Source organism: Cupriavidus consociatus (assembly GCF_017814975.1).
GTDB classification, from domain to species: domain Bacteria; phylum Pseudomonadota; class Gammaproteobacteria; order Burkholderiales; family Burkholderiaceae; genus Cupriavidus; species Cupriavidus consociatus.
In genome coordinates, this window is the sequence record NZ_JAGIQA010000016.1 from 12,907 (window position 1) to 37,967 (window position 25,061).

At 68.3% G+C, this 25,061-nt stretch carries 24 protein-coding genes; 14 read left to right on the forward strand and 10 right to left on the reverse strand.

Going from position 1 to position 25,061, the window contains the following annotated elements; all coding sequences use genetic code 11:
* The first annotated feature begins 31 nt into the window (after window positions 1-31).
* From trpD to J8I82_RS21575, 4 genes are all read left to right on the forward strand, one after another.
* Window positions 32-1,057, forward strand: coding sequence for an anthranilate phosphoribosyltransferase (trpD, locus tag J8I82_RS21560; protein WP_209761070.1), 1,026 nt, complete (start codon window positions 32-34; stop codon window positions 1,055-1,057).
* A gap of 11 nt (window positions 1,058-1,068) precedes the next feature.
* The gene (gene trpC / locus J8I82_RS21565) at window positions 1,069-1,872 is read left to right on the forward strand and encodes an indole-3-glycerol phosphate synthase TrpC (protein ID WP_209760962.1); all 804 of its coding nucleotides are present in this window, start codon (window positions 1,069-1,071) and stop codon (window positions 1,870-1,872) included.
* 120 nt (window positions 1,873-1,992) lie between these two features.
* Window positions 1,993-2,622: a CYTH domain-containing protein gene (locus tag J8I82_RS21570; RefSeq protein ID WP_209760963.1), complete on the forward strand. Its 630-nt coding sequence runs from the start codon at window positions 1,993-1,995 to the stop codon at window positions 2,620-2,622.
* A 32-nt stretch (window positions 2,623-2,654) separates the two neighbouring features.
* A complete protein-coding gene (locus J8I82_RS21575; protein WP_209760964.1) occupies window positions 2,655-3,428 on the forward strand; it encodes a uracil-DNA glycosylase in 774 nt (257 codons plus the stop codon).
* A 4-nt stretch (window positions 3,429-3,432) separates the two neighbouring features.
* On the opposite strand, the gene J8I82_RS21580 is transcribed toward J8I82_RS21575, so the two are convergent.
* A complete protein-coding gene (locus tag J8I82_RS21580; RefSeq protein WP_029048328.1) occupies window positions 3,433-3,711 on the reverse strand; it encodes an acylphosphatase in 279 nt (92 codons plus the stop codon).
* Between the two features lie 219 nt (window positions 3,712-3,930).
* On the opposite strand from J8I82_RS21580, the gene J8I82_RS21585 reads away from it, so the two are divergent.
* Window positions 3,931-5,685 (forward strand): ABC transporter permease, encoded by a 1,755-nt coding sequence (locus tag J8I82_RS21585; RefSeq protein ID WP_209760965.1) that lies wholly within the window; start codon window positions 3,931-3,933, stop codon window positions 5,683-5,685.
* Window positions 5,686-5,690: 5 nt separating this feature from the next.
* Complete coding sequence (locus tag J8I82_RS21590; RefSeq protein ID WP_209760966.1) at window positions 5,691-7,031, forward strand: ABC transporter ATP-binding protein; 1,341 nt, start codon at window positions 5,691-5,693, stop codon at window positions 7,029-7,031.
* A gap of 80 nt (window positions 7,032-7,111) precedes the next feature.
* Here J8I82_RS21590 and J8I82_RS21595 read toward each other — a convergent pair whose 3' ends face one another.
* The 5 genes from J8I82_RS21595 to J8I82_RS21615 form a co-directional block, all read right to left on the reverse strand.
* Window positions 7,112-9,469 carry an FUSC family protein gene (locus tag J8I82_RS21595; RefSeq protein ID WP_209760967.1) on the reverse strand — a complete coding sequence of 786 codons (2,358 nt, stop codon included), beginning with the start codon at window positions 9,467-9,469 and terminating at the stop codon, window positions 7,112-7,114.
* Window positions 9,470-9,513: 44 nt separating this feature from the next.
* On the reverse strand, window positions 9,514-11,328 hold the full coding sequence (locus tag J8I82_RS21600) for a M61 family metallopeptidase (RefSeq protein WP_209760968.1): 1,815 nt from the start codon (window positions 11,326-11,328) through the stop codon (window positions 9,514-9,516).
* A gap of 66 nt (window positions 11,329-11,394) precedes the next feature.
* Window positions 11,395-12,399 carry an acrylyl-CoA reductase (NADPH) gene (gene acuI / locus J8I82_RS21605; RefSeq protein ID WP_209760969.1) on the reverse strand — a complete coding sequence of 335 codons (1,005 nt, stop codon included), beginning with the start codon at window positions 12,397-12,399 and terminating at the stop codon, window positions 11,395-11,397.
* Between the two features lie 104 nt (window positions 12,400-12,503).
* Window positions 12,504-13,262 (reverse strand): DsbC family protein, encoded by a 759-nt coding sequence (locus tag J8I82_RS21610; RefSeq protein ID WP_209760970.1) that lies wholly within the window; start codon window positions 13,260-13,262, stop codon window positions 12,504-12,506.
* A 44-nt stretch (window positions 13,263-13,306) separates the two neighbouring features.
* A complete protein-coding gene (locus J8I82_RS21615; RefSeq protein WP_209760971.1) occupies window positions 13,307-14,602 on the reverse strand; it encodes a UbiH/UbiF family hydroxylase in 1,296 nt (431 codons plus the stop codon).
* A gap of 158 nt (window positions 14,603-14,760) precedes the next feature.
* Between J8I82_RS21615 and J8I82_RS21620 the strand changes: the two genes are divergently transcribed.
* A complete protein-coding gene (locus J8I82_RS21620; RefSeq protein ID WP_245179996.1) occupies window positions 14,761-15,051 on the forward strand; it encodes a hypothetical protein in 291 nt (96 codons plus the stop codon).
* A gap of 305 nt (window positions 15,052-15,356) precedes the next feature.
* Window positions 15,357-16,448, forward strand: coding sequence for a redox-regulated ATPase YchF (gene ychF / locus J8I82_RS21625; RefSeq protein ID WP_209760972.1), 1,092 nt, complete (start codon window positions 15,357-15,359; stop codon window positions 16,446-16,448).
* Between the two features lie 77 nt (window positions 16,449-16,525).
* Here the strand turns inward: ychF and J8I82_RS21630 are convergent, their stop codons facing one another.
* Genes J8I82_RS21630 through J8I82_RS21640 form a run of 3 tightly spaced genes read right to left on the reverse strand, consistent with a single transcriptional unit; the run spans window position 16,526 to window position 19,175 of the window.
* Window positions 16,526-17,026, reverse strand: coding sequence for a GDYXXLXY domain-containing protein (locus J8I82_RS21630; RefSeq protein ID WP_209760973.1), 501 nt, complete (start codon window positions 17,024-17,026; stop codon window positions 16,526-16,528).
* A complete protein-coding gene (locus J8I82_RS21635) occupies window positions 17,023-18,141 on the reverse strand; it encodes a DUF4401 domain-containing protein (RefSeq protein ID WP_209760974.1) in 1,119 nt (372 codons plus the stop codon). The genes J8I82_RS21630 and J8I82_RS21635 overlap by 4 nt, the downstream gene beginning before the upstream one ends.
* Window positions 18,138-19,175, reverse strand: coding sequence for a DUF2157 domain-containing protein (locus J8I82_RS21640; protein WP_209760975.1), 1,038 nt, complete (start codon window positions 19,173-19,175; stop codon window positions 18,138-18,140). Before J8I82_RS21640 ends, J8I82_RS21635 begins: the two co-directional genes overlap by 4 nt.
* A gap of 139 nt (window positions 19,176-19,314) precedes the next feature.
* Between J8I82_RS21640 and J8I82_RS21645 the strand changes: the two genes are divergently transcribed.
* Window positions 19,315-20,103, forward strand: a complete 789-nt coding sequence (locus tag J8I82_RS21645; protein WP_209760976.1) for a 5'-methylthioadenosine/adenosylhomocysteine nucleosidase — start codon at window positions 19,315-19,317, stop codon at window positions 20,101-20,103.
* A gap of 49 nt (window positions 20,104-20,152) precedes the next feature.
* Here J8I82_RS21645 and J8I82_RS21650 read toward each other — a convergent pair whose 3' ends face one another.
* On the reverse strand, window positions 20,153-20,398 hold the full coding sequence (locus tag J8I82_RS21650) for a hypothetical protein (protein WP_209760977.1): 246 nt from the start codon (window positions 20,396-20,398) through the stop codon (window positions 20,153-20,155).
* A 180-nt stretch (window positions 20,399-20,578) separates the two neighbouring features.
* On the opposite strand from J8I82_RS21650, the gene hemA reads away from it, so the two are divergent.
* The 5 genes from hemA (at window position 20,579) to grxD (ending at window position 25,058) form a co-directional block, all read left to right on the forward strand.
* On the forward strand, window positions 20,579-21,883 hold the full coding sequence (hemA, locus tag J8I82_RS21655; protein ID WP_029048343.1) for a glutamyl-tRNA reductase: 1,305 nt from the start codon (window positions 20,579-20,581) through the stop codon (window positions 21,881-21,883).
* 99 nt (window positions 21,884-21,982) lie between these two features.
* Window positions 21,983-23,065: a peptide chain release factor 1 gene (gene prfA / locus J8I82_RS21660; RefSeq protein ID WP_209760978.1), complete on the forward strand. Its 1,083-nt coding sequence runs from the start codon at window positions 21,983-21,985 to the stop codon at window positions 23,063-23,065.
* Between the two features lie 216 nt (window positions 23,066-23,281).
* Entirely contained in the window at window positions 23,282-23,608 is a 327-nt protein-coding gene (locus J8I82_RS21665; RefSeq protein ID WP_209760979.1) for a hypothetical protein, read from the forward strand.
* 140 nt (window positions 23,609-23,748) lie between these two features.
* Complete coding sequence (gene prmC, locus J8I82_RS21670) at window positions 23,749-24,621, forward strand: peptide chain release factor N(5)-glutamine methyltransferase (protein WP_209760980.1); 873 nt, start codon at window positions 23,749-23,751, stop codon at window positions 24,619-24,621.
* A 125-nt stretch (window positions 24,622-24,746) separates the two neighbouring features.
* Window positions 24,747-25,058 carry a Grx4 family monothiol glutaredoxin gene (gene grxD / locus J8I82_RS21675; RefSeq protein WP_063241627.1) on the forward strand — a complete coding sequence of 104 codons (312 nt, stop codon included), beginning with the start codon at window positions 24,747-24,749 and terminating at the stop codon, window positions 25,056-25,058.
* The last annotated feature ends 3 nt before the right edge of the window (window positions 25,059-25,061 follow it).

The window sequence follows — 25,061 nt, forward strand, 5'->3', positions numbered from 1 at the left end:
TCACGCCATCCAGACTGTCAACGAGAACGCCATGATCACGCCGCAAGAAGCCCTGACGCGCTGCATCGAGCACCGCGAAATCTTCCATGACGAGATGCTGCACCTGATGCGGCAGATCATGCAGGGCCAGATCTCGCCGGTGATGGCCGCCGCGATCCTGACCGGCCTGCGCGTCAAGAAGGAAACCATCGGCGAGATCTCCGCCGCCGCGCAGGTGATGCGCGAGTTCGCCAACAAGGTGCCGGTGAAGGATCGCGAGAACTTCGTCGATATCGTCGGCACCGGCGGCGATGGCTCGCATACGTTCAATATCTCGACCGCTTCGATGTTTGTCGCGGCCGCGGCCGGCGCGAAGATCGCGAAGCACGGCAACCGCGGCGTCAGCTCCAAGTCGGGCAGCGCAGACGTGCTGGAGGCGCTGGGCGTCAACATCATGCTGACGCCCGAGCAGGTCGGCCAGTGCATCGAACAGACCGGTATCGGCTTCATGTTCGCGCCCACGCACCATCCGGCGATGAAGAACGTCGCGCCGATCCGCAAGGAAATGGGCGTGCGCACCATCTTCAATATCCTGGGCCCGCTGACCAATCCGGCCGATGCGCCCAATATCCTGATGGGCGTGTTCCATCCTGACCTGGTCGGCATCCAGGTGCGCGTAATGCAGCGCCTGGGCGCCAGGCATGCGATTGTCGTCTACGGCAAGGACGGCATGGACGAGGTGTCGCTGGGTGCCGCCACGCTGGTTGGCGAACTGAAGGACGGCGAAGTGCGCGAGTACGAGATCCATCCGGAAGACTTCGGCCTGTCGATGATCTCCAACCGCGGCCTGAAGGTGGCCGATGCGGGAGAATCGAAGGAGATGTTGCTTGAAGCGCTGTCCAACGTGCCGGGCACGCCGCGCGAGATCGTGTCGCTGAACGCCGGCACCGCGCTGTACGCCGCCAACGTGGCCGACTCGGTCGAGGACGGCATCCGCCGCGCACGCGAGGCCATCGCCAGCGGGGCTGCGCGCGAGAAGCTCGACCAGTTCGTGCGCGCCACGCAGCAGTTCAAATAAGAGGCGCTGATATGTCCGATATCCTGGAAAAAATCCTGGCCGTGAAGGCCGACGAAGTGGCCGCCGCGCGCAAGAAGCGCGACCTGCCCAGCCTGCGCGCCGAGGCCGAGAGCCTGCAGACCGAGGCCGGCCTGGCGCCGCGCGGCTTCGAGCGCGCGCTGCGCGACAAGATCGCCGCCGGCCATGCCGGCGTGATCGCGGAGGTGAAGAAGGCCTCGCCATCGAAGGGCGTGCTGCGCGAAAACTTCGTGCCCGAGGCCATCGCCGAGAGCTACGCCACGCACGGCGCGGCCTGCCTGTCGGTGCTGACCGACGTGAACTTCTTCCAGGGCCATGCCGATTTCCTCAAGCGCGCGCGCGGCGCCTGTCCGCTGCCGGCGTTGCGCAAGGACTTCATGGTCGACCTGTACCAGGTCTACGAGGCCCGCACCTGGGGCGCGGACTGCATCCTGCTGATCGTCGCCGCGCTGGACCACGGCCTGATGGCGGAGCTGGAGGCCTGCGCGCTGGAACTCGGCATGGACGTGCTGGTGGAAGTGCACGGCGACGACGAGCTCGACGCCGCGCTGCGGCTGAAAACGCCGCTGCTGGGCGTGAACAACCGCAACCTGCGCACGTTCGAGGTGTCGCTGGACAACACGCTGGACCTGCTGCCGCATATTTCGGCCGACAAGCTGGTGGTGACCGAATCCGGCATCCTCGGGCCGGCGGACGTGAAGCGCATGCGCGATGCCGATGTGCATGCGTTCCTGGTGGGCGAGGCGTTCATGCGGGCGAAGGATCCGGGCGTGGAGCTGGCGCGGTTGTTTGCCTGAGGGTAAAAGCGGATTAAGGCCTGCCGCTTGTTTGCTCCCCTCTCCCGCAAGCGGGAGAGGGGACCGGCTGGTGGTGATGGAACCGTGTCGCCATTGCTCACTGCTTAAGCCCATATCGAAATGCCCCAGGAAATCGAACTCAAGCTCGCCGTCCCCGACGCCGCCCTCGCCCCGCTCGCCGCCTGGCTCGATGCCAATGGCCAGCCGCAAGGCGAAGCGACGCTGCTCAACGTCTACCTCGACACGCCGGCACGCGACCTGGCCCAGGCCCGCGCCGCGCTGCGCCTGCGCCGCAAGGGGGCGCAATGGCTGCAAACGCTGAAAACCGCCGGCAGCAGCGAGGGCGGGCTGGCCACGCGCCATGAATGGGAAACCGGGATCGCCGGCGAGGCCATCGAGCTGCAGACCTTCCCCGCTGAGGCGCAAGCCGTGCTCGCGCCACTGGTCGGCAAGCTGGCACCGGTGTTCCGTACCGACTTTATCCGCCGCACCTGGATCGTCACGCAGGACAGCGCGCGTATTGAAGCCGCCCTCGACACCGGCACCATTACCGCACCGGCCAGCGCCGCGCAGGAACGCATCCAGGAACTCGAACTGGAATGGCTCGACGGCGACGCCGCGCACGCGGCCGATGCCCTGCGCGCCTTTGCCGCACGGCTTGCCGCCGTGGCCGCGCTGGCGCCGTCCGACCTCAGCAAGGCCGCGCGCGGCTACCGCCTGGCGGGAATCGCCGAAGGCAAGGCGTCATAATCGCGGTTTTTCCTGCCAGGCATTTCTCACGCATGCAAGCCGATCTATTCGCCGCCGAAGCGCCACGCGCGCCCGGCGAGCCCTCCCCCGCCGCCAGCCTGCAGGCCCAGGCCGATGCCCTCCCCGCCGCCTGGAGCGCGCTGCTGGCGCCCTGCATCACCGTGCCGGCATGGCAGGAACTGGCCGCCTTTGTCGATGGCGAACGCGCCGCCGGCAAGCCGGTGTTTCCGCACCATGTCTTCCAAGCGCTGCACCTGACGCCGCCGGATGCGGTCAAGGTGGTGATCCTGGGTCAGGATCCGTACCACGGCACCGGCACGGTCGGCGGCGTGGAGCTGCCGCAGGCGCACGGCCTGGCCTTTTCGGTACCGGAAGGCGTCAAGGTGCCGCCCAGCCTGCGCAATATCTTCAAGGAAATCGCTGCCGAGTTCGGCACGGATGGCACCTTGCCGCGCACCTCGGGCAACCTGGAAGGCTGGGCACGCCAGGGCGTGCTGCTGCTGAACACCGTGCTGACGGTCGAGCAGGGCCAGGCCGCCAGCCACGCGCGGCGCGGCTGGGAGGCGGTCACCGACTGCCTGATCCACGCGCTGGCCGCGAGCCGCCCGAACCTGGTTTTCATGCTGTGGGGCAGCCATGCACAGGCGAAGAAGCCGCTGCTGGGCGACGGTCACCGCGTGCTCGAAGCGCCGCATCCTTCGCCGCTGTCGGCGCATCGCGGCTTTCTCGGCTGCGGCCATTTCCGCGAAGCCAACCGCTGGCTTGAAGCGCACGGCCGCACGCCGGTCGACTGGACCGCCGCCTGATCCACTAGATCGTTGGCCGGAACTCGAAACCGGCGAACTCCCCTTCCCCGCGCCCGACCTCGACAAACGTCACTTGCGCCGCGGGCGGGCCCGTTTCCATCCACGCCTGCAGCGCTTCGAGCTGCTTGACCGTGCCGTGCGCCATCACCTCGACGGTGCCGTCGACCCGGTTGCGCACCCAGCCGCCCAGCCCGAGTTCGTCCGCCGCGTCCGCGCAGGCGGCGCGATAGCCCACGCCCTGCACGCGCCCATGCGCGACCAGGCGCCAGGTTGCCTTCTTCATGGCCGTTTCCCCGTGAGCGCACGCGAGGCGTGCGCGTTCTGTCATCGACACCAAGTAAACTAGACCGCCATGCCGGGCGTTACCAAGGGATGCGCGCCGCCCGGCGTGATCAGCGTGGTGCCGGCGGCATGCGGGCTTTGCCATGGTCCGCCGGGGCAGCGCACCTGGGGCAGGCCACAAGCCTTCGCCCTTCCAGCTCGACACAGCCCGAGAAGCGCCATGATGCCACCCGCCAACCGCCGCGCGGAACAACCCGCGCCTGGCTTTGACAGCCAGCTGCTACGCGCGCCGCCCAACCGCTTCGACCTCGCCCTGCTGCCGATCATCCTGGCCGTGATCGTGATGATCGCGTTCGCCGCGCAGCAGATGAATGCCCCGTTCCACCCCGACCAGCAGCTGGCGGTGCACCTGGACGTGGCCTACCTGCCCTATTACCTGATGCGCACCAGCATCCGCATGCTGGCGGCGCTGGCGGCGTCGCTGCTGTTCTCGCTGGCGTTCGCGGCGCTGGCGTCCAAGAGCCGCACCGCCGAGAAGGTGCTGGTGCCGGCGCTGGATATCCTGCAGTCGATCCCGGTGCTGGGCTTCCTGTCGATCACGGTGACAGGTTTTATCGCGCTGTTCCCCGGCAATATCGCCGGCGTGGAATGCGCGGCGATCTTCGCCATCTTCACCTCGCAGGCGTGGAACATGGCGTTCAGCCTGTATCAGTCGTTCCGCACCATCCCGGGCGACCTGCTGGAAGCCGCGGCCATGTTCCGGCTCTCGCCATGGCAGCGCTTCTGGCGGCTGGAAGTGCCGTTCGCGATGCCGGGACTGCTGTGGAACATGATGATGTCGATGTCGGGCGGCTGGTTCTTCGTGGTCGCGTCCGAGGCGATCTCGGTGTCGGGCCACGATATCCGCCTGCCGGGCATCGGCTCCTACATCGCGCTGGCGATCCAGCAGCAGGACCTGGCCGCGATCGGCTGGGCGATCCTGGCCATGCTGCTCGGCATCCTGCTGTACGACCAGCTGCTGTTCCGCCCGCTGGTGGCATGGGCCGACCGCTTCCGCTTCGAGACGCTGGCGCAGGACAAGCTGCCGCAGTCGTGGCTGCTGGACCTGCTGCGGCGCTCGGCGTGGGTCGGCGCGCTGCTGGCGCACGCGGCGGCGCTGGCCTCGCGCTCGCTGGCGTGGGGCGCGCGCGGGCGTTCGCATGCCGTCGCACCGCCCGCGGATCCGCGCCGCGCGCAGTGGCTCGGCCGCTTGCGTGACGCCGTGATCATACTCGTGGCACTGGCGGCGCTGGTGCGTGTGGGCTATTTCGTCCACAGCGAAGTCGGCTGGGCCGAAGTCGGCCACGTACTGTGGCTCGGCACCATCACCATGGTGCGCGTGGTAGTGCTGATCGCGCTGGCGGCGCTGGTGTGGGTGCCGATCGGCATCCGCATCGGCCTGAACCCCGAGTTGGCGCGTGTCGCGCAGCCGGTGGCGCAGTTCCTGGCCGCGTTCCCGGCCAACCTGATGTTCCCGCTGGCGGTGATGCTGATCGCGCGCTTCGGCCTCAACCCCGAAATCTGGCTGAGCCCGCTGCTGATCTTCGGCACGCAGTGGTACATCCTGTTCAACGTGGTGGCGGGCGCTTCGGGCATCCCCACCGAGCTGAAGCTGGCGGCGCGCAATTTCGGGCTGCGCGGCTGGCTGCTGTGGAAGCGCTTCCTGATCCCGGCGGTATTCCCGAGCCTGCTGACGGGCCTGGTCACCGCCGCCGGCGGTTCGTGGAACGCCAGCATCGTGTCCGAGTATGTGACCTGGGGCGACCGCACCATCGTCGCCACCGGGCTCGGCAGTTATATCGCCGAGACCACCGCGCGCGGCGACTTTCCGCGCATCGCGCTGGGCATCGGCGTGATGGCCTTGTTCGTGGTCGGCTTCAACCGGCTGCTGTGGAACCGCCTATACCAACTCGCGCAAGAGCGCACCCGCCTGTAAGCACCATGGCCGAACACTTCAACCAGACCACCACCGCACCCGCCGTGATCGAGCTGCGCGGCGTCGGCAAGATCTTCCGCACCGCCAGCCAGAGCGACCGCGCCGTGCTCGAAGGCGTCGACCTGACGCTGCGCGAGGGCGAGATCGTCGCGATGCTGGGCAAGTCCGGCTCGGGCAAATCGACGCTGCTGCGCATCATGGCCGGGCTGGTCGGCGCCGACCGGGGCGAAGTGCATTTCCGCGGCAAGCGACTCGCGGGCACCGCCGAAGGCATCGCCATGGTGTTCCAGTCGTTCGCGCTGTTCCCGTGGCTGACGGTGCAGCAGAACGTCGAGCTGGGCCTCGAAGCGCAAGGCGTGCCCAGGGCCGAGCGCGAGCGCCGCGCCGAGGCCGCGATCGACATGATCGGGCTGGCCGGCTTCAACAGCGCGCTGCCACGCGAGCTGTCCGGCGGCATGCGCCAGCGCGTGGGCATTGCGCGCGCGCTGGTGACCGAGCCCGACCTGCTGCTGATGGACGAAGCCTTTTCCGCGCTGGACGTGCTGACCGGCGAGACGCTGCGCGACGAGATGCTGGCGCTGTGGGAAAGCGGACGCGCCAATATCCGCAGCATCCTGATCGTGTCGCACAACATCGAAGAGGCGGTGATGATGGCCGACCGCATCGTGATCCTGTCGAGCGATCCCGGCCGCATCCGCGCCGAGGTGCCGGTCACGCTGCCGCGCCCGCGCAACCGCGACAGCGCGCAAGTGCGCGCGCTGGTCGACGAGATCTACGCGCTGATGACCGCGCCGGCTGCCGAGGCGCGGCTGCCCGCGCAGGCCCCCGCGCGCCAGATCGGCTACCGCTTGCCGGACGCCGATATCAGCCAGATGGAAGCCATCCTGGACCTGCTGTGCGAGGCGCCCTTCCACTGCCGCGCCGACCTGCCTCACCTTGCCGACGAAGCCGGTCTGACCGACGACGACCTGCTGCCCGCCTGCGAGGCGTTGCAGCTGGTCCGGCTGGTGTCGATCGAGGCCGGCGACATCTCCGCCACCGAAGCGGGCCGCGCGTACTATGCCGCCGGGCCGCAGCAGCGCAAGGCGATCTTCGGCCGGCAGCTGCTCGCCAACGTCGCGCTGGCCGCGCATATCCGGCGTGAGCTGGTGGCGAGCGAAGCGGGCGAGATCGGCGAGGAACAGGTGCTGAACGAGCTGGAGCAGTTCCTGAAGCCGGCCGAGGCCGAGCGCGTGCTGAGCGTGGCGATCGGGTGGGGGCGGTATGGGGAGATCTTTGAGTACAGCTATAACAGCGGGATGCTGACGTTGCCGGAGGATGAGATGCCGGCGGGGCACGGGGCCTGAGCACGCCGCCGGTTTGCTCCCCTCTCCCACGCCAGTGGGAGAGCGGAGCAAACCCGCGGAAGCTACCTGCGCTAAGTGCTCTACGACCGCGCCCGCATCGCCCGCCCGATCGCCCCCGTACGCAGCGCGATCTTCGCCGCATCCTCGCGCAGTGCGCGCAATCGGCGCTCAAGCACTGCATTGGCTGGGCGGCCGGTAGAACTGGAAGTCGGCCCTGCCTGTTCGCTCGACTCGCCCGCCGCGGCGGCTTGCACCAGCGTGTCGGTGCGGCGCTTGTCTGCCGAGTCCGCCAGCCGCGCGCGGCGCTCGGCCGCCGCATCCTCCGCGGCTTCGGCAACATCGGCGGCAGCGCCCATCGCCGGCCCCGCCACTACAGCCAGCGGTGCCTGTACTTCGGCCCCGACCGGCGCGCGTTCGCGGCGGATAAAGCCCGCACCGCGCCCGCCGCCACGCTCGTCGGCATGCAACCGCTCGCTGGCCAGCTGCAGGCTGCTGCGCGCCGCTTCGGTAGCCTGCTCGATCGCCGCCTCGGCAGCGGGAATATCCAGCTCATCGTAGTGCTGCCGCACCTGGATCCGCGCCGCCGCCACATGCGCCGCCACCAGGTAGTTCTGCACGATAAAGCGGTTCAGGTTGTCGACCGCGCGATGCCGGCTCTTGGGCTCGTCCAGCATGCGCTGGAACGAAGAGATCAGCGCCGACAGGTTGTCCATGAACTGCTTGCGCTGCACGCGATAGGCAAAGTCGTCCTTGGCCCGGCGCAGCAGCAGGTCGCGCGTGGCGGCGATATAGCGGCGGTTGGCCTGCAGCACGTTCTCCACCAGCTTGGGAATGGCGCGGTATTCCCAGCTCGGCAGGACAAAGCTGAACAGCGAGGCGATGACGCCACCGATCACCGTATCGACCAGCCGCTCGCCCGCCACCGTCGGGCTGCCCGGCATCAGCAGGTTGATCTGGATAAGGACCTGGATGCAGGCCGCGATCGCGGTGTAGCGATACTTGATGGTCACGAACGCGGCGCTGGCCACCAGCGCCAGGAACAGCACGCCCAGCAGGATCAGCGGCTCGTCCACCACCTTCAGGATCCCCACCGCCACCACGCAGCCGATCAGCGTGCCGATCACGCGGTCGTTGTAGCGCTGCTTGGTCATGCTGAAGTTGGGCTTCAGGATGACGATGATGGTCAGCAGGATCCAGTAGCTGTGCGAGACGTACGGCAGGTGGTTGGTGATCCACAGCCCCAGCGCCACCGCCATCGACATGCGCACGGCAAAGCGGAACGCAGGCGAGCGCCAGTGCAGGTTTTCGCGCAGCACGCCCAGCTCGTACTTCTGGCGCGTCAGGAATGGCGTCATGTCATTGCCCGGCAGCACCTTGGCCGGCTCCACCGGCGTGCGCGAGGCCTCGTGCAGCTGGCCGATCAGCGTGATCGCGCCGCGGATCATGTCCAGCGTCTCGGCCAGCGCCGTCATCGCCGCCGGGTTGATGTGGTGGTGGCGCAGCTGCGCGATCTCTGCCTCGACCGCGCGCAGGCCCTCGCGGTATTCCACGATGCCGTACGAGCCGCGGCCGCGCGTGACCTCGTAGGCGATCTCTTCCACGTCCTTGCACATCAGCACCACCAGCCCGCGCAGGTGGTCCAGCACCGGCGTGCCGCCAAAGGTCTGGCGCAGCAGCGGGTAGTCGGTGTTGGTGGACAGCACGTACTCGTACAGGTCGAGCATGCGCAGGTGCACCTGCACCAGCAGCCCGTCGTGCGGCGTGCGGTTGCCGCGCAGCACCAGGTCGCGCGCGGCCTGCTGGCGCTCGGCCACCACGATCTGCTGGCGCACCAGCTGGTTGAACTGGGCTTCGTAGTCGTTGCCGGCATCGTAGAAGCCGGCCTTGATCTCGAGGTAGCCGGCCAGCTCGTACAGCGACTCGGCCAGCACCTGCTGCCTGGTGCGGCGCTCGGTCAGCCAGCTGACCAGCATCGCGTAGCCGAGGTAGGCCACCGCGCCGGCGCTGAACTGCGCCGCATGCACCAGCGCGCGCTCGACCACGAAGTCCTCGTTGATCGTAAGCGTCATCACGAACAGCGCCGCGAATTGCAGCGGCAAGGTCTTGTTGCCGTACACCGTCATCATGGCGGCGAGGAACGTCACCAGCACCAGCACGAACGGCATCACGCGCGGGAACGGCGTGGTCAGCGCCACCACCAGTGTCACGGCGCTGCACAGCAGCACGCTCGCCAGCATCTCGTTGAACTTGTGGCTCAGCGGGCTGGGCAGGTCCATCAGGCTGGTGCACAGCGCACCCATCGACACCACCATCGCGGTGGGCAGGTCGGAGAACTGCAGCGCGATCAGCGTGGCGCCGATCACCCCGGTGGCCGAGCGCAGCCCCCGGTACACGTAGTGCGAATACAGGAAGGTGCGAGGGTCGTGCGCGTATTGCATGCGGCGAAGCGGCGGGGGCAGGTTGTGGGGATTGCAGCGCTACGTCACTGGCCCAGCCAGCGCGAGCGCGCCGCATGCCGGCCGTCCGCCAGCTTGACCTTGAACTGCGCCGCGGGCTCGCGTGCCAGCGTGACCGGCAGCACCTGCAAGTCGTCGCGGCGGAAAGCGTGCAGGTCGACGCGGTCGCCGGTGCGGTAGCGTCCCAGCAGCTTGTCGATCTGGCCTGGCGCCACGCGCAGGCCATCGATGGCCACCAGCAGGTCGCCGGCCGACAGGCCCGCGGCCTGCGCCGCGCCGCCGTCCAGCACCTGCGTGACGCGTACCCAGCCGTCGTCGGTCTTGACCTTGATGCCCAGCGCCGCGGTACGCGACGGCTTCTGCGCCTCGGCCTTGACGCCGAAGTCCCTGAACAGCGCCGCCAGCGGCAGCTCGCCCGTGCCTTCGGTCAGCGAGCGCAGCAGGCCGCCCAGCTTCAGGCCGGTCACTTCGTCGAACAGCGCATAGACCTCGGCCTCGGTCACGCCGCGCTGCATCGCGCCGGGCGCATAGAAGCCGCGCCCGTAGCGGCGCCACAGCGCGCGCATGACATCGTCGAGCGAGCGCCGCCCGCGCGACTTGCCGCGGATGGTCAGGTCCAGCGCCAGCGCCACCAGCGATCCCTTGGTGTAGTAGCTGACGATGGCGTTGGGCGCGTTCTCGTCCTGGCGGTAGTACTTGGTCCAGGCATCGAACGAGCTTTCGGCCACGCTCTGCTTGGTGCGGCCGTTGCCGCGCAGCACCCCGTTCCAGGTCTTGCCCAGCATCTCGACGTACTGGGCCTCGGTCACGCAGCCCGAGCGCACCAGCACCAGGTCGTCGTAGTAGCTGGTGAAGCCCTCGAACAGCCACAGCAGCGGCGTGAAGGTTTCCTCGGCCAGCCGGTACGGCACGAACGCCGCGGGCTTGATGCGCTTGACGTTCCACGTGTGGAAATACTCGTGGCTGCACAGGCCCAGGAAGGTGCGATAGCCCTCGCTGGTCTCGCTGTCGCCACGCACCGGCAGGTCATTGCGCGCGCACATCAGCGCGGTGCTGGCGCGGTGCTCGAGGCCGCCGTAGCCATCGGTGGTGACCATCGTCATGAAGACGTAGCGGCGGTTGCTGTCCAGGAACGGTGCCTCGGCGCTGCGGGGTTCGAACAGGCGGATCTGGGTTTCGCAGATGCGCTTGAGGTCGCGGCACACGCGCTCGAGGTCGAGGTTGGGCACGCGGCCGGTGAAGACCACGTCGTGCTGCGCGCCGCAGGCGCGGAAGCTGGCGAGCTGGAAATTGCCCATCTCGACGGGGTGGTCGACCAGTTCGTCGTAGTCGGCGACCTGGTAGCGGCCGAAGCCGTAGCGCTTCGCGCCGTCGCGGCCCGGCGCTTCCGGCATCGCGGTGGCGACACGCCAGCCGCGATAAGCCTCGCCTTCGGGCGCGTGGATATCGACCGTGCATGGCCGCTCGGCCTGGCCTTCGACGCACAGGAACACCGAGCTGCCGTTAAAGAAGCCATGGGTGGCGTCCAGGTGCGCGGCGCGCACCGACAGGTCCCAGGCATAGACTTCAAAGCTCAGCGTCAGCGGGCCGTCCGACAGGCTCACCGGCGCGGCCTGCCAGCTCTGCTTGTCGAGCTTGGTCAGCGGGACTTCGCGGCCGCCGGCGTCGGCGCGGATGCGCACGATATGGCGGGCGAAGTCGCGGATCATGTAGCTGCCCGGAATCCACGCGGGCAGCGTGAAGCGCTGGCCGGCTGGGTCGGGCTCGCTCACCGTGACGGTGACGGCAAAGAGGTGCGCCTCCGGCGCAAGCGGGGCGATGGCGTAGCGGATCGGCGTCATGGGCAGGATTGTAACGTCGGCGCACTGCTGGTCCCGCCGACGCTTGTTAAGCAGCCGGTCGCCTGCTCAGGCGCGATTGACGTCAACCACCACGCGGCCGCGCATGCCGCCTTCCACGATCCTGCGGCCGGCGTCGATCGCCTCGGCCAGCCCGATCTCGCGCGTGATCGCGTTCAGGCGATCCGGCTCCAGGTCGCTCGCCAGCCGCTGCCACGCGCGCTCGCGCAGCGGCATGGCAGCCATCACGCTGTCGATGCCGTGCAGCGTCACGCCGCGCAGGATGAACGGCGCCACCGATGCCGGGAAGTCCATGCCCTGCGCCAGCCCGCACGCTGTCACCACGCCGCCGTAGCGCACCTGCGCACACGCGTTGACCAGGGTATGCGAGCCGACCGAATCCACCACCGCGGCCCAGCGTTCCTTCTGCAGCGGCTTGCCGGGCGCGCCCAGGTCGGCGCGGTCAATGACATCGGCGGCGCCCAGTGCCTTGAGGAAGTCCGCTTCATTGGTCTTGCCGGTGGACGCCACCACCTTGTAGCCCAGCTTGCTCAGCACCGCGATCGCGACCGAGCCCACGCCACCGGAAGCGCCGGTCACCAGCACTTCGCCATCGCCGGGCTGCACCGGTCCGTTGACGCCGCCGCGCTCCAGCGCCAGCACCGACAGCATCGCGGTATAGCCGGCGGTGCCGATCGCCATGGCCTGGCGCGAGGTGAAGGCACCGGGCAGGCGCACCAGCCAGTCGCCCTTCAGCCGCGCGCGCTGCGCCAGGCAGCCCCAGTGGGTCTCGCCCACGCCGTAGCCATTCAGCACCACCTTGTCGCCGGCCTGCCAGCGCGGGCTGGACGATTCCAGCACCGTGCCGGCGCCGTCGATGCCCGCCACCATCGGCCACTTGCGCACCACCGGCGAGCGGCCCGTGATCGCCAGGCCGTCCTTGAAGTTGATGGTGGAGTAGTCCACGGCAACCAGCACGTCGCCCTCGGCGGGCAACTGCGCTTCGTCAAGCGTGGCCAGATTGGCCTGCGTGGCGCCGTCGGCCTGGGTCAGCAGCAATGCCTGGAACGTCATGGTGTCTCCTTGTCGCCTGGGAATGAGGGAAAAGCGGAAAGCGGAAAGCAGAACGGCCGGACAAGTCCGGCCGTCGATCGAGCCGGGACAGGGCCGGCGCGCGCTTATTTCTTGATGCCGGCGAGCTTCTTCTCCAGCGTGGCCACGTCGGCCGCGCCCGGGATGCGGGTGCCGTCCATGAAGAACACCGCCGGCGTGCCGGTGATGTTCATGCTCTGGCCGAGTGCCAGGTTTTCCTGCAGCGGCGTCTGGCAACTGCCGTTGCCGGTCAGCGCCACATGCTTGAGCATCCAGTCGCGCCACGCCTTGGTGCGGTCGGCCGCGCACCAGACCTGCTTGGCCTTGGTTTCCGAGTCCGGCGACAGCACCGGGTACAGGAAGGTGTACACGGTGATGTTGTCCATCTGCTGGAAGGTCTGCTCAATGCGCTTGCAGTAGCCGCAGTTGGGGTCGGAGAACACCGCGATCTGCCGGCTGCCATCGCCCTTGGACCACTTGATCGCGCGCGCCAGCGGCAGGTCCGACCACTTGATGCGGTTGAGCTCGGCCATCCGCTCCTCGGTCAGGTTGGTGCCGGTGCGGGTGTCGATCATCTCGCCGTTGAGGATGTACCGGCCGGTGCTGTCGGTATAGACCACCTGCCCGCCGATATTGGCCTCGAACAGCCCCGGCACCGGGGTCTTGCTGACGCTCTTCACCTCGGCGCGGCCGCCCAGCACCTTCTGCAGCGACTCCTTGATGCGGTCGGTGCCGGGTTCGCCCGCCGCCATGGCATGCATGGCAAAGCCGGCCGCGGCCAGGCCGCCAATGATGGCGGTGACGGCGGCGCTGCGGACAGGGTTGCGGCGCAGGAATTGAAACATGTGGGCTCCAGGGGTATTCGGTGATCGTTCGGGGCGCGATGGCGTCAGCCGAGCGCGCGCCCGATCAGGAAGCGCTTGAGCAGCGGCTGGCCGCCGACCGCGCGCATGCCGGTGTTGCGCACTACGCGAGCCACGCCGCCGGGCAGCGAGAACAAGCGGTGCAGCCCGTCGGTGGCCGCGGTCAGCGACAGCAGGTCGGTGGCGCGCGCGCGCTCGTAGCGGCGCAGCAGGCGCAGGTCGCCCTCGCTGCGGAAAGGTTCTTTGTCGGCCATCACGCGGCCAAGTTCCGCGACATCGCGCAGGCCCAGGTTCATGCCCTGCCCCGCCAGCGGGTGCACCACGTGGGCGGCGTCGCCGACCAGCGCCACGTGCGGCTGCACGAACTGGTCGGCGCGCTGCAGCACCAGCGGGAAGCCCTGCGCCGGCGTCACGCAGCGCAGCATGCCGAACTGGTTGCCGACCGCGCCGGCGGCCGCCTGCATCACGGTGGCGGCGAGCGCCTCGGGCGACAGCGCGAGCAGGTCGCGCGCGCGCGCTTCGTCTGCCGACCAGACCATCGAGACATGGTTGCCGGGCAGCGGCAGCATCGCCAGCACCTCGCCGTTGGCGGGCTCTTCGTCGGCCATCAGCTTTTCCGGCGCGCCCAGGAACCACTGCCAGGCGGTCTCGTGGTGCGGACGCTCGCAGGCAAAGTTGGCGACCACGCCGAGCTGGCGGTACTTGCGCGTGCTGACGCCGATATGGCACTGCTGGCGCAGCCACGAGCGCGCGCCGTCGGCGCCGATCGCCAGGGCCGTGCGCAGCCTCGTGCCGTTGTCCAGCGTCAGGGTGATGCCCTCCGGATCGCGCTCGCACACGCTGGCGGTGCCGTCATGCCAGCTCACCTGATGCTGGAAGCCGAGCGCGGTGTCGAGCGCGCGCTCGACATGGCTGGATTCAATGATCCACGCCAGCTGCGGCACCGCGGCGGCGTAGGCAGAGAAATGCAGGTCGCCGTCCAGGCTGGGCGAGGTTTCGGCGGCGCTGACGTCGCCAAAGACACGCATGTCGCGCACCGGCTGGATGCGCGCCGGATCCAGTGCCTCCCACACGCGCATCCGCTCCAGCAACGCCTGCGAGCTGGCGGAGAACGCATAAATACGGCTGTCCCAGTCATCCGGCCCGGCCGGCGCGCGGCCGACGCCGCGGGGCGGCTTCGGCGCCACCAGCGCCACGTCCATGCCCTGCTGGGCCAGCAACAAGGCACAGGACTTGCCGACGATGCCGCCGCCGACGACGGTAGCCTGGAAAGCGGAGGAATTGCGCGCAGCGGTGCGCGCGGACGCGTGGGATCGGGTCATGGCTGGATTATAGCCACGTCACTCCTTGGCCCTTCGGGCGGGAGCGGGCGCCGTTCATTATTTCCTCAGGTCATTAGGCTTATGACAAAACTGTCGGTGCACGGGCCCGAGTTCGGAAACGAACAGCCTATATTGAAACGAAATGTTTCTGACCGGGGATGACGAACCACCTGAAGGGAGGTGGAACAATGTTGAAGAGGGCGCTTTGGCTTGCCGCGGCTAGCATCGCGGTTGTAGGGGGATCGGCATTCGGAGGCACGACTGGCGCGCGGGACGTTTATACCGACGGCGCCAAGGTCTCCAAGTTCGATGTGTATTCGGATGGAGCACGGTCAATCGACCGGCGGGACGTGTTCCTGGATGGTGCAAGGGCAATCGACAGGCGCGACATGTTTACGGACGGCGCCAAGACCACGGACAAGCGGGACCAGTTCACGGACGGCGCATGAACGTCGTGGATCTCGATTGAGCGGAAGCGGCGCTCACGCAACGGCCAGGAATGCTTTCCTGGCCGTCTTGTTTTATATGGCGGCTTTATATGGCGGGGGACGGCGTCCACGCACCAACCCGGAGGCGCGATAGGGTTACAATTGCCGTTTTTCGTGGCAACCCCGTACAGCTCTCGAGCCGGCGCTCGATGTGACGTGTTTGTCTCGTCCGATGCAGTCCCGCGACTAGCGCGCCCCGTGCCGGTCGCCAGCCCGCCAGGCACCGGACCGCGTCCTGCAAACCCTTGATTTTCTAAGACAAGACCATGAGCCTCAAATGCGGCATCGTCGGCCTGCCCAACGTCGGCAAGTCCACGCTGTTCAATGCCCTGACCAAGGCCGGCATCGCCGCCGAAAACTATCCGTTCTGCACGATCGAGCCTAACGTGGGCGTGGTCGAAGTGCCGGATCCGAGGCTCGGCAACCTGGCCGAGATCGTCAAGCCTGAGCGCATCCTGCCGGCCACGGTCGAGTTCGTCGACATCGCCGGCCTGGTCGCGGGCGCCTCCAAGGGCGAAGGCCTGGGCAACCAGTTCCTGGCCAATATCCGCGAAACCGACGCCATCACCCACGTGGTGCGCTGCTTCGAGGATGAAAACGTGATTCACGTGGCCGGCAAGGTCGACCCGCTGTCGGACATCGAGGTCATCAACACCGAACTGGCGCTGGCCGACCTGGCCACCGTGGAAAAGGCCCTGGCCCGCTATGTCAAGCCGGCCCGCGCCGGCGACAAGGAAGCCCAGCGCCTGGTCGCCGTGCTGGAAAAGGCGCAAGCCGTGCTCGACCAGGCCAAGGCCGTGCGCACCCTTGACCTGGCCCCGGAAGAATGGGACGCCATCCGTCCGTTCTGCCTGATCACCGCCAAGCCGACCATGTATGTCGCCAACGTGCGTGAAGACGGCTTCGAGAACAACCCGCACCTCGACGCGGTGCGCGAGTACGCCAAGCAGACCGATTCCCCGGTGGTCGCGGTCTGCGCCGCCATCGAAGCCGAGATCGCAGACCTGGACGACGCCGACAAGGCCGAATTCCTGGCCGACCTGGGCATGGAAGAACCGGGCCTAGACCGGGTGATCCGCGCCGGCTTCAAGCTGCTGGGCCTGCAGACCTACTTCACCGCCGGCGTGAAGGAAGTGCGCGCCTGGACCATCCATGTCGGCGACACCGCGCCCAAGGCGGCCGGCGTGATCCATACCGACTTCGAACGCGGCTTTATCCGTGCGCAGACCATTGCCTACGACGACTACATCACGTTCAAGGGCGAGAACGGTGCCAAGGAAGCCGGCAAGATGCGCGCTGAAGGCAAGGAATACGTGGTGAAGGACGGGGACGTGATGAACTTCCTGTTCAACGTCTGAGCCTGCCCCACCGATAAAAAACCCGCGATCTCGCGGGTTTTTTGCTTTCTGCCGCGCGCAGGGAACCCCCTGCCGCTTCACAGCTTTTCCAGTTCCTTCCCCCGCAGCCCCACCAACAGCGCCTGGCCATCCGCGCCCACGCGGAACTCCCCGTACATGGCCCCGGCAAAGCGTTCACCCTGCCCCTCCTGGAAGAAGTACGCATCGGTCGACACCTGCACCTGCGCCCCGCCCCAGCGCGACCTCGCCGCCTGGAAACGCAGCAGCAGCTGTTCGCCCACGCCCAGCGGCCCGCCGTCATGCAGCCGCACCAGGCTGGCCACCCCCTGCGCGTCGCGCCGGATCACAGCCACGCCGTCGCGCGGCGGGCGCTCCGCCGGCCCCTGCGCCGCGCGGATCTGGTTGCCGATGTCGAAGTTCAGCGCCATATAGTCGCCCTGCATCAGCGAGCGCGGATCGACCGGCGCGAGCCGCAGCAAGACGGTGTCGCCGCGTGCCAGCAGCGTTTCCTTGCCGGCGATGCCGGCGGCGGCCAGCGCCAGGGTCAGCGCCCAGGCGATCACGATCCAGCGCTTCATGCGAACTCCTTGCCGGTGCGGCCACGCAGCAGCCAGTAGCGGCCGGCCAGCAACAGCACGCCCGCCGCGGCCAGCGTGACGGACTTGGCCAGCAGGGTCCAGTGCAGCGCGCTGTAGTACCAGACAAAGCCGATGGCAATGGCGGCAACGCCCAGGCCCATCCAGGCCATGGAAGCCCGGCGCAGTGCCAGTGCCAGCGCCAGCGCGCCAGCCACGACAGCAGGCGCCGCGGCCATCAGCGTGCCAAAGGCGAGCGTGCCGGCGAGCACCGCTGCCTGCATGGCGGAACCTGTGGCCAGGCGGCGGCATTCGGCCAGGGCAAAGCCGGCCAGCACCAGCGTCAGCAGCCCGCCCCCGAGCCAGTGCGCGACCGAAGGGCGCCCCGCCTCGGGATCGAACAGCCACGCCATCGGATGGCTCATCCCGGTCACTACGAGTGCCATGGCAAGCGCCGCCAGCAGCGTGGCATCGGCGAGCGGCTCCAGCAGCGCATGCCGCCCCGCAGCGCACGCGCGCGCCTCGGCCAGCGTGAAGCCGGTCACCAGCGCGCAGCCAAGTGGCGCCAGCCAGCCGAGCGTCCACGTCAGCGCCAGCCAGTCATCGGCGGACCCGTGCGGCAGGACAAAGTGCATCGCGCCCGCCAGCCCGATCCACACGCCAAGTCCCGACAGCAGGCGGTGCAGCCGGTTGGGCACCAGCAACACCAGCATGCCTTCGAACAGCGCGATGCCGGCCCAGAATCCGGCGGTCTCAGTCACGCGCTTAAAGCCGAGCGCCTCGACCAGCCCATACACCGCCATCCCCTGGCCGCACAGGCTGACCGCCAGCGCGAACTGGCTCACCGCGATGCCGCCGCCACGCCAGTACAGCAACGCGGCCAGCGCGATCATCGCCAGCCCGGTCGCTGCCATGGCGATGCCGTTCTCGCGCGCGGCCACGAACACGGTCCCGACCAGGAACATCTGGAAAAACAAGGCGCCAAGCCAGCCGGCCGCGCCCATCAGGCATCGCACCGCCCACGGCGCGTGGCTGTGTTCCGGACACTCGCCCTGCACCGCGCCGCGTGCGGCCAGCTCACGCCAGAGCCGTTGTTCGGTCTGCAAGGTGGTGCTCATGGCTGCTCCAGTTGGACACGCAGTTGAGCCCGATAAGCGCGCATCAGCCACGCCGCCGCGCCAGCGGCCAGGCCGATGGTGACCAGCCCGAGCAGCAGGAATGCGCCGAAGTCGCCCTTGCCCTCGAACAGAAGCTTGCCGAGTCCGGCCACCACCAGCACGATGCCCGTCAGGCAGGTCAGGCTCAGCACGACGATGTCGAAGGCGCGTTGCCGGTACCACCACGCCAGTCCTGCCAGCACGGCCACCGCAAGCGCGAACGACGCCGCATCGAAGCGGCTGTCGAACAGGCTGGTCAGCCCCAGCGAGCCGGCCTGCACGCACGCGAGCGCCGCCAGCAAGCGGCTGCCGGTCTGTCCCCGAAAGCCCAGACCGGGCGCGCGGGCGGCCAGCAAGTGCCACAGCGCCAGTTGCAGCATCACCGCCCCCAGCAGGGCCAGGGTGGCGGTGCGCAGGTAGCGGCTGTCGAACAGCAACGCGAACAGGCCTGCCATGCCAAAACGGATGCTGAAGTAGCGCAGCAGCGCCACGTTGCCGACCACCAGCACCAGCCACCAGTGCGGTGCCGCGCGCGCCGCCAGCGCCCATGGCACCGCCAGCAGCGCCCACAGCGCGAACAGCTGCCAGGCATCTGCGCCGGTCTGGTAGGTCTGGCCGATCACGGCGAGCAGCACGCCGGCCAGCACCTGCGCGCCTCCGAGCGCGGCGCGGCCGGCGGCGTCGGCGGCCGGCCGCAGCCAGGCGAACGCCGCCAGCACCGTGATGGCGGCGGCGAGCAAGCCGAACTTGGAGAACTTGTGCAGGTCTTGCCAGTTGAAGGCAAAGAAGACGATCACGCCTGCGCACAGCAACGCGGTGCCCAGCGCCATCAGCGCCTGGTCGAGCCAGCGGCGCCAGTCGGCAGCGGCCGGCTCGGTGCGTGCCCAGGGGGCGGCGATCGCCGCGGCAGCCAGCCGTCCGCAGGCACGCCAGTCGGCCAGTGCCCGGCGGATGGCGCGCCGTTCGCCGTTTGCCACGGTGGAGGTGACTTGCATGCTCGCCCTTGCGTGCCCGGATGCGATGGACTTTAGCAAAGCGGCGCCCGGACCGCACCCGCCTTGCGGCGCGCCGGCCTATGCCTGCCGCATGGGCGCCGGTATGCTCTGGTTTTCGCCTTCAAACTCTGCCTGCCCCATGACCCTGGGAATCCTTGCCGCCATCCACGATGAAGTCGACGGCCTGGTGGCCGCGATGCGCCACGACGACAGCCGCGCCACGGTACACACCATCGGCATGCGCGACTACTACGTCGGCAACCTGTACGGCCAGCCGTGCGTGCTGGTGCTGGCGCGCATGGGCAAAGTGGCAGCCTCGGCGACCACCGTCACGCTGATCCGGGAGTTCGGCGCCACCCAGGTGGTCTTTACCGGCCTGGCAGGCGGTGTCGGCGCCGATACCAGCGTCGGCGACATCGTCATCGCGGATCGGACGATCCAGCACGACCTCGACGCGCGCCCGTTCTTCGGCCGCCATGAAGTGCCGCTGCTGGACCGCGCCGAATTCCCGGCCGACCCGGCACTGACCGCGGAACTGGAAGGCGCGGCCGCGGATTTCCTGCGGCTCGACCTGGCCGCCGACGTGCCGCCCGAGATGCTGGCCCGCTTCGGCGTGGCGACGCCGGCGCTGCACAAGGGCATGATCGCCAGCGGCGACCAGTTTATCGGCGCCCCGGCCGCGGTGGCGGAACTGCGCGACCGGCTGCCCGGGCTGCTGGCAGTGGAGATGGAAGGCGCCGCGGTAGCGCAGGTGTGCCATGAATACGGCGTCCCCTACGCGGTCATGCGCACGGTGTCGGACCGGGCTGACGATACCGCCCATGTGGACTTTGCGGCATTCCTGAAAGAAGTGGCCAGCCACTATTCCAACGGCGTGCTGCGCCGGCTGCTGGCCGCACGCGCCGAAGCGGACCCCGTGCGAACCTGACCAGGATCAAGCGGCGCGCAGATTCCCCACCGCCGCGCCGGTTCTGTCTTTACCGCCCGCGCGGCCGGACTGCGCCCCAGGCGCCAACCAGGAGGGCGGCACCGGCGATCACCGCCAGCCAGCTGCTGAGCTGCCCGTCGACGAACAGGTGCAGCGCACGGCCGCCGTAGAAAGCGGCCGCCGCGCCCGCCGCGCCCAGCACCAGCGCGGCCGGCAGGGTCACGACGCGTCCTGCCGGGTGCAGCCGGCGCGCCGCCAGTCCTACCAGCAAACCCACGATCAATGTGCCCGGCATCCGCTCCTCCTGTATAGCCCGAATCACAGCCGCCTGAATCACATCCGCGCGACGCGCCGTAACGATACTGCAAACCCGCGCGGCTGCGACGCATACTGGGTATACGCCTGCAATCTGTGGTGCCGGCGGTATAATGACAACCGGTCCGGCCACGCTCCGGATCGTACCTGTCCCCAACCAATGCAACTGCTCGCGATCGGCATCAATCACACGACGGCACCAGTCTCGCTGCGCGAGCGGGTGGCGTTTCCGCTCGAGCAGATCAAACCGGCACTCGGCGCGCTGCGCGAGCACCTGTCCGGCCGCAGCGGCACCGAAGCCGCCATCCTTTCCACCTGCAACCGCACCGAGATCTACTGCGCCACCGACGTCCTGAAGCCGGGGCAGGAAGGTTTCGAGCATACCTTGCGGTGGCTGTCGCAGCACCACAACGTGCCGGCCGGCGAACTGGCCCCGCACCTGTACGCGCTGCCGCAGTCCGAGGCCGTTCGCCATGCCTTCCGCGTGGCCAGCGGGCTGGATTCGATGGTGCTGGGCGAAACCCAGATCCTGGGCCAGCTCAAGGATGCCGTGCGCACCGCCGGCGAGGCCGGCTCGCTGGGGACTTACCTGAACCAGCTGTTCCAGCGCACTTTCGCGGTGGCCAAGGAAGTGCGCGGCCAGACCGAGATCGGCGCGCATTCCGTATCGATGGCCGCGGCCGCGGTGCGGCTGGCGCAGCGGATTTTTGAAAGCGTCTCGACCCAGCGCGTGCTGTTTATTGGCGCGGGCGAGATGATCGAACTGTGCGCGACGCACTTCGCCGCGCAGCAGCCGCGCCAGATCGTCGTGGCCAACCGTACCGTCGAGCGCGGCGAGAAACTGGCCGAGCAGCTGTCCGGACAGGGCCTGACCGCGCAGGCAATCCGCCTGACCGACCTGGGCGAGCGGCTGCATGAATTCGACATCGTGGTGTCCTGCACCGCCAGCTCGCTGCCGATCATCGGCCTGGGCGCGGTGGAGCGCGCGGTCAAGCGCCGCAAGCACCGCCCGATCATGATGGTCGACCTGGCCGTGCCGCGCGACGTGGAACCTGAAGTCGCGCGCCTGGACGACGTCTTCCTGTACACCGTCGACGACCTTGGCGCGATCGTGCGCGAAGGCAACGCGCTGCGCCAGGCGGCGGTCGCGCAGGCCGAAGCCATCATTGAAAGCCGCGTGCAGAACTTCATGCACTGGCTGGAAACGCGCAGCGTGGTGCCGGTCATCCGCGAGCTGCAGACCAGCGGCGAAGCCATCCGCCAGGCCGAGCTGGAGCGCGCGCGCCGCATGCTGGCACGTGGCGACGACCCCGAGGCGGTGCTTGAAGCACTGTCCGGCGCACTGACCCGCAAATTCCTGCACGGTCCGACCCACGCGCTGAACCATACCCAGGGCGAAGACCGCGAGGCGCTGCTGCGCCTGGTGCCTGGCCTGTTCCGCCACAGCAGCCACTCCGAGCGCTAGCCGCGTTCCCGTCTTGCCGCGCGCCGACCGCGCCGGCACGCCACTGCCGCAATCCCGGCAGCCCCGGCCCACCGGCCTTCCTCATTCCCCCGATTCCCGATGAAAGCCAGCATGCTTGCCAAGCTCGACCAACTGGCCGAGCGACTCGATGAAGTCAACGCCCTGCTCGCGCGCGAAGACGCGACTGCCAACATCGACCAGTACCGCAAGCTCAGCCGCGAGCATGCCGAACTGTCCCCGGTGACCGAACAGTACGGGCAATACCGCCAGGCGCAGGAAGACCTGGGCACCGCGCAGGCGCTGCTGGACGATGCCGAGATGAAGGACTTCGCCGCCGACGAGATCGCCAGCGCGCGCGAGCGGCTGGAAGCGCTGGAACAGAGCCTGCAGCGCCTGCTGCTGCCCAAGGATCCCAACGACGACCGCAACCTTTTGCTCGAAATCCGCGCCGGCACCGGCGGCGAGGAAAGCGCGCTGTTCGCCGCCGATCTGCTGCGGATGTACACACGCTACGCCGAGCGCCAGCGCTGGCAGGTCGAGATCATGAGCGAGTCGGGGTCCGACCTGGGCGGTTTCCGGGAAGTCATCGTGCGGATCGCCGGCGATGCCGCGTTTTCCAGGCTGAAGTTCGAATCCGGCGGCCATCGCGTGCAACGCGTGCCCGCCACCGAGGCACAGGGACGCATCCACACGTCCGCCTGCACGGTGGCAGTGATGCCGGAAGCCGACGAGGTCGGCGAGGTCGAGATCAATCCGGCCGACCTGCGCATCGACACCTTCCGCGCCTCGGGAGCAGGCGGCCAGCACGTGAACAAGACCGATTCGGCCGTACGCCTGACCCACCTGCCGACCGGCATCGTGGTCGAGTGCCAGGACGACCGGTCGCAGCACCGCAACAAGGACAAGGCGATGAAGGTGCTGGCCGCGCGCATCAAGGACATGCAGACCCGCGCCGCACAGGCCAAGGAAGCCAGCACGCGGCGCAACCTGATCGGCTCTGGCGACCGCAGCGACCGTATCCGCACCTACAACTTCCCGCAGGGCCGCGTGACCGATCACCGCATCAACCTCACGCTCTACAAGATCGACATGATCATGGACGGCGACATGGACGAGTTGCTGGCGTCACTGGCCGCGGAGCACCAGGCGGACCAGCTGGCCGCACTCGGCGAAGACGCGTAGGCGGTGGCTTAAGCGGTAGTTTTAGCGGCTTAAGCGCCGCCCAAACCCGCTTCGTGCGCGAACCGCGCGTAACGTCCCACAAGACTTTGTATTTCTTGTAAATGCTTGAAACAGCACTGGTAGGGGTAAACGCGCTGTCTATAATCGATTTCGACCGGCAAACGGAGAATGGTGCCGGGTGAGTCTCTCCCAAAACACACTTCCTAGGACGAAATCATGAAAAAACTGCTCGCGCTGTTGATGATCACCGCGGCCATGGCCGCTTGCAGCAAGAAGGAAGAAGCACCCGCGGCTTCCAGCGCCGACAGCGCCATGCAAAGCGCCGCTGAGTCCGCCAAGGCCGCCGCCAGCGACGCCGCAGCAGCAGCCAGCAGCGCTGCCGACGCCGCCAAGGCTGCCGCCAGCGATGCCGCTTCGAGCGCGCAGGTCGCCGCCGAGAAGGCCAAGGAAGAAGCCGGCAACGCCATGGCCAATGCCAAGCAGGCAGCCAAGGATGCCGTCAATGCCGGCGCCGACAAGGCCAAGGACACCGTCAATAAGTAATCCTCCCGGCGGGGGCTTTATGCCGCCCGCCTCCGATGGGCGGTACACTTGGCGACACGCCGGAAGTCCCGCCTCAAAGCCCCGCCAGGCCCTGTGCCGGTGGGGTTTTTTGTGGCCGGCAACAGAACCGTCCCTACCTGATGTCTTCCCCCAACACTGCCGCGCTGCCGGCCGCGCCAACGCTGCGCGAAGCCCAGACCCTCGCTGCCATGGTGGGCCTGCCCGCGCTGGAAGCGCGCATGCTGCTGACGCACGTGACCGGGCTCACCCGCACGCAACTGATCACGCGCGACACCGACACCCTCACGCTGGCCCAGCGCGATGCCTTTGCCACGCTGCTTGCGCGACGCCTCGCTGGCGAGCCGATGGCCTACCTGCTGGGCGAGCGTGAATTCTTCGGTCGCAAGTTCCGCGTCACGCCCGATGTGCTGATTCCGCGCCCGGACACCGAGATCGCCGCCGAAGCCTCGCTGGCCCGGCTGGCCGACGTGCCCCGCCCGCTGGTGCTGGACCTGGGTACCGGCTCGGGCATCCTGGCCGTGACGCTGGCCCGCGAACGCACTGATGCGCAGGTCTGGGCCACCGATATCTCGCCCGGCGCGCTGATGGTGGCGCAGGACAACGCCAGCGCGCTTGGCGCCGACCGCATCCACTTCCTGGTATCGGACTGGTACGCCGCGCTGCCGCCCGGACTGCGCTTCCACCTGGTCGTCAGCAACCCGCCTTATATCGCCGCGGGCGACCCGCACCTGGCCGAAGGCGACCTGCGCTTCGAGCCCATCGATGCGCTGACCGACCACCAGGATGGCCTGTCCGACCTGCGCACGATCGTCGATGGCGCGCCGCAGCGGCTGCTACCGGGCGGCTGGCTGCTGATGGAACACGGTTTCGACCAGGCGCAGGCGACGCGCGCGCTGCTGGACGAGGCCGGCTTCACCGACGTCTTCACCGCGCGCGACCTGGCGGGCCAGGAGCGCTGCACCGGCGGACGCTGGTCCGGGACGCAACCCTGAAGCCCGCCGGCGATTCCGGTAAAATCGCCAGCAGATTCCCGCTGCGTGGCTTGCCGCGCGGCATCCCTTGTCCCTTTCCCCCAGGCGGCGCCCGACGGCGGCGCCATCCAACTGAAAAGCAGACCATGAGCGACGTGCAGCAAAAGATCGACCAGATCGTCAAGGGCAACCCGGTAGTCCTGTTCATGAAGGGCACCGCGCAGTTCCCGATGTGCGGCTTCTCGGGCCGCGCCATCCAGATCCTGAAGGCCTGCGGCGTCGACGCGCCGACCACGGTCAACGTGCTGGACGACGACGGCATCCGCCAGGGCATCAAGGAATACGCCAGCTGGCCGACCATCCCGCAGCTCTACGTGAACGGCGAGTTCATCGGCGGCTCGGACATCATGATGGAGATGTACCAGAACGGCGAACTGCAAACCCTGCTGAAGGGTTGAGCC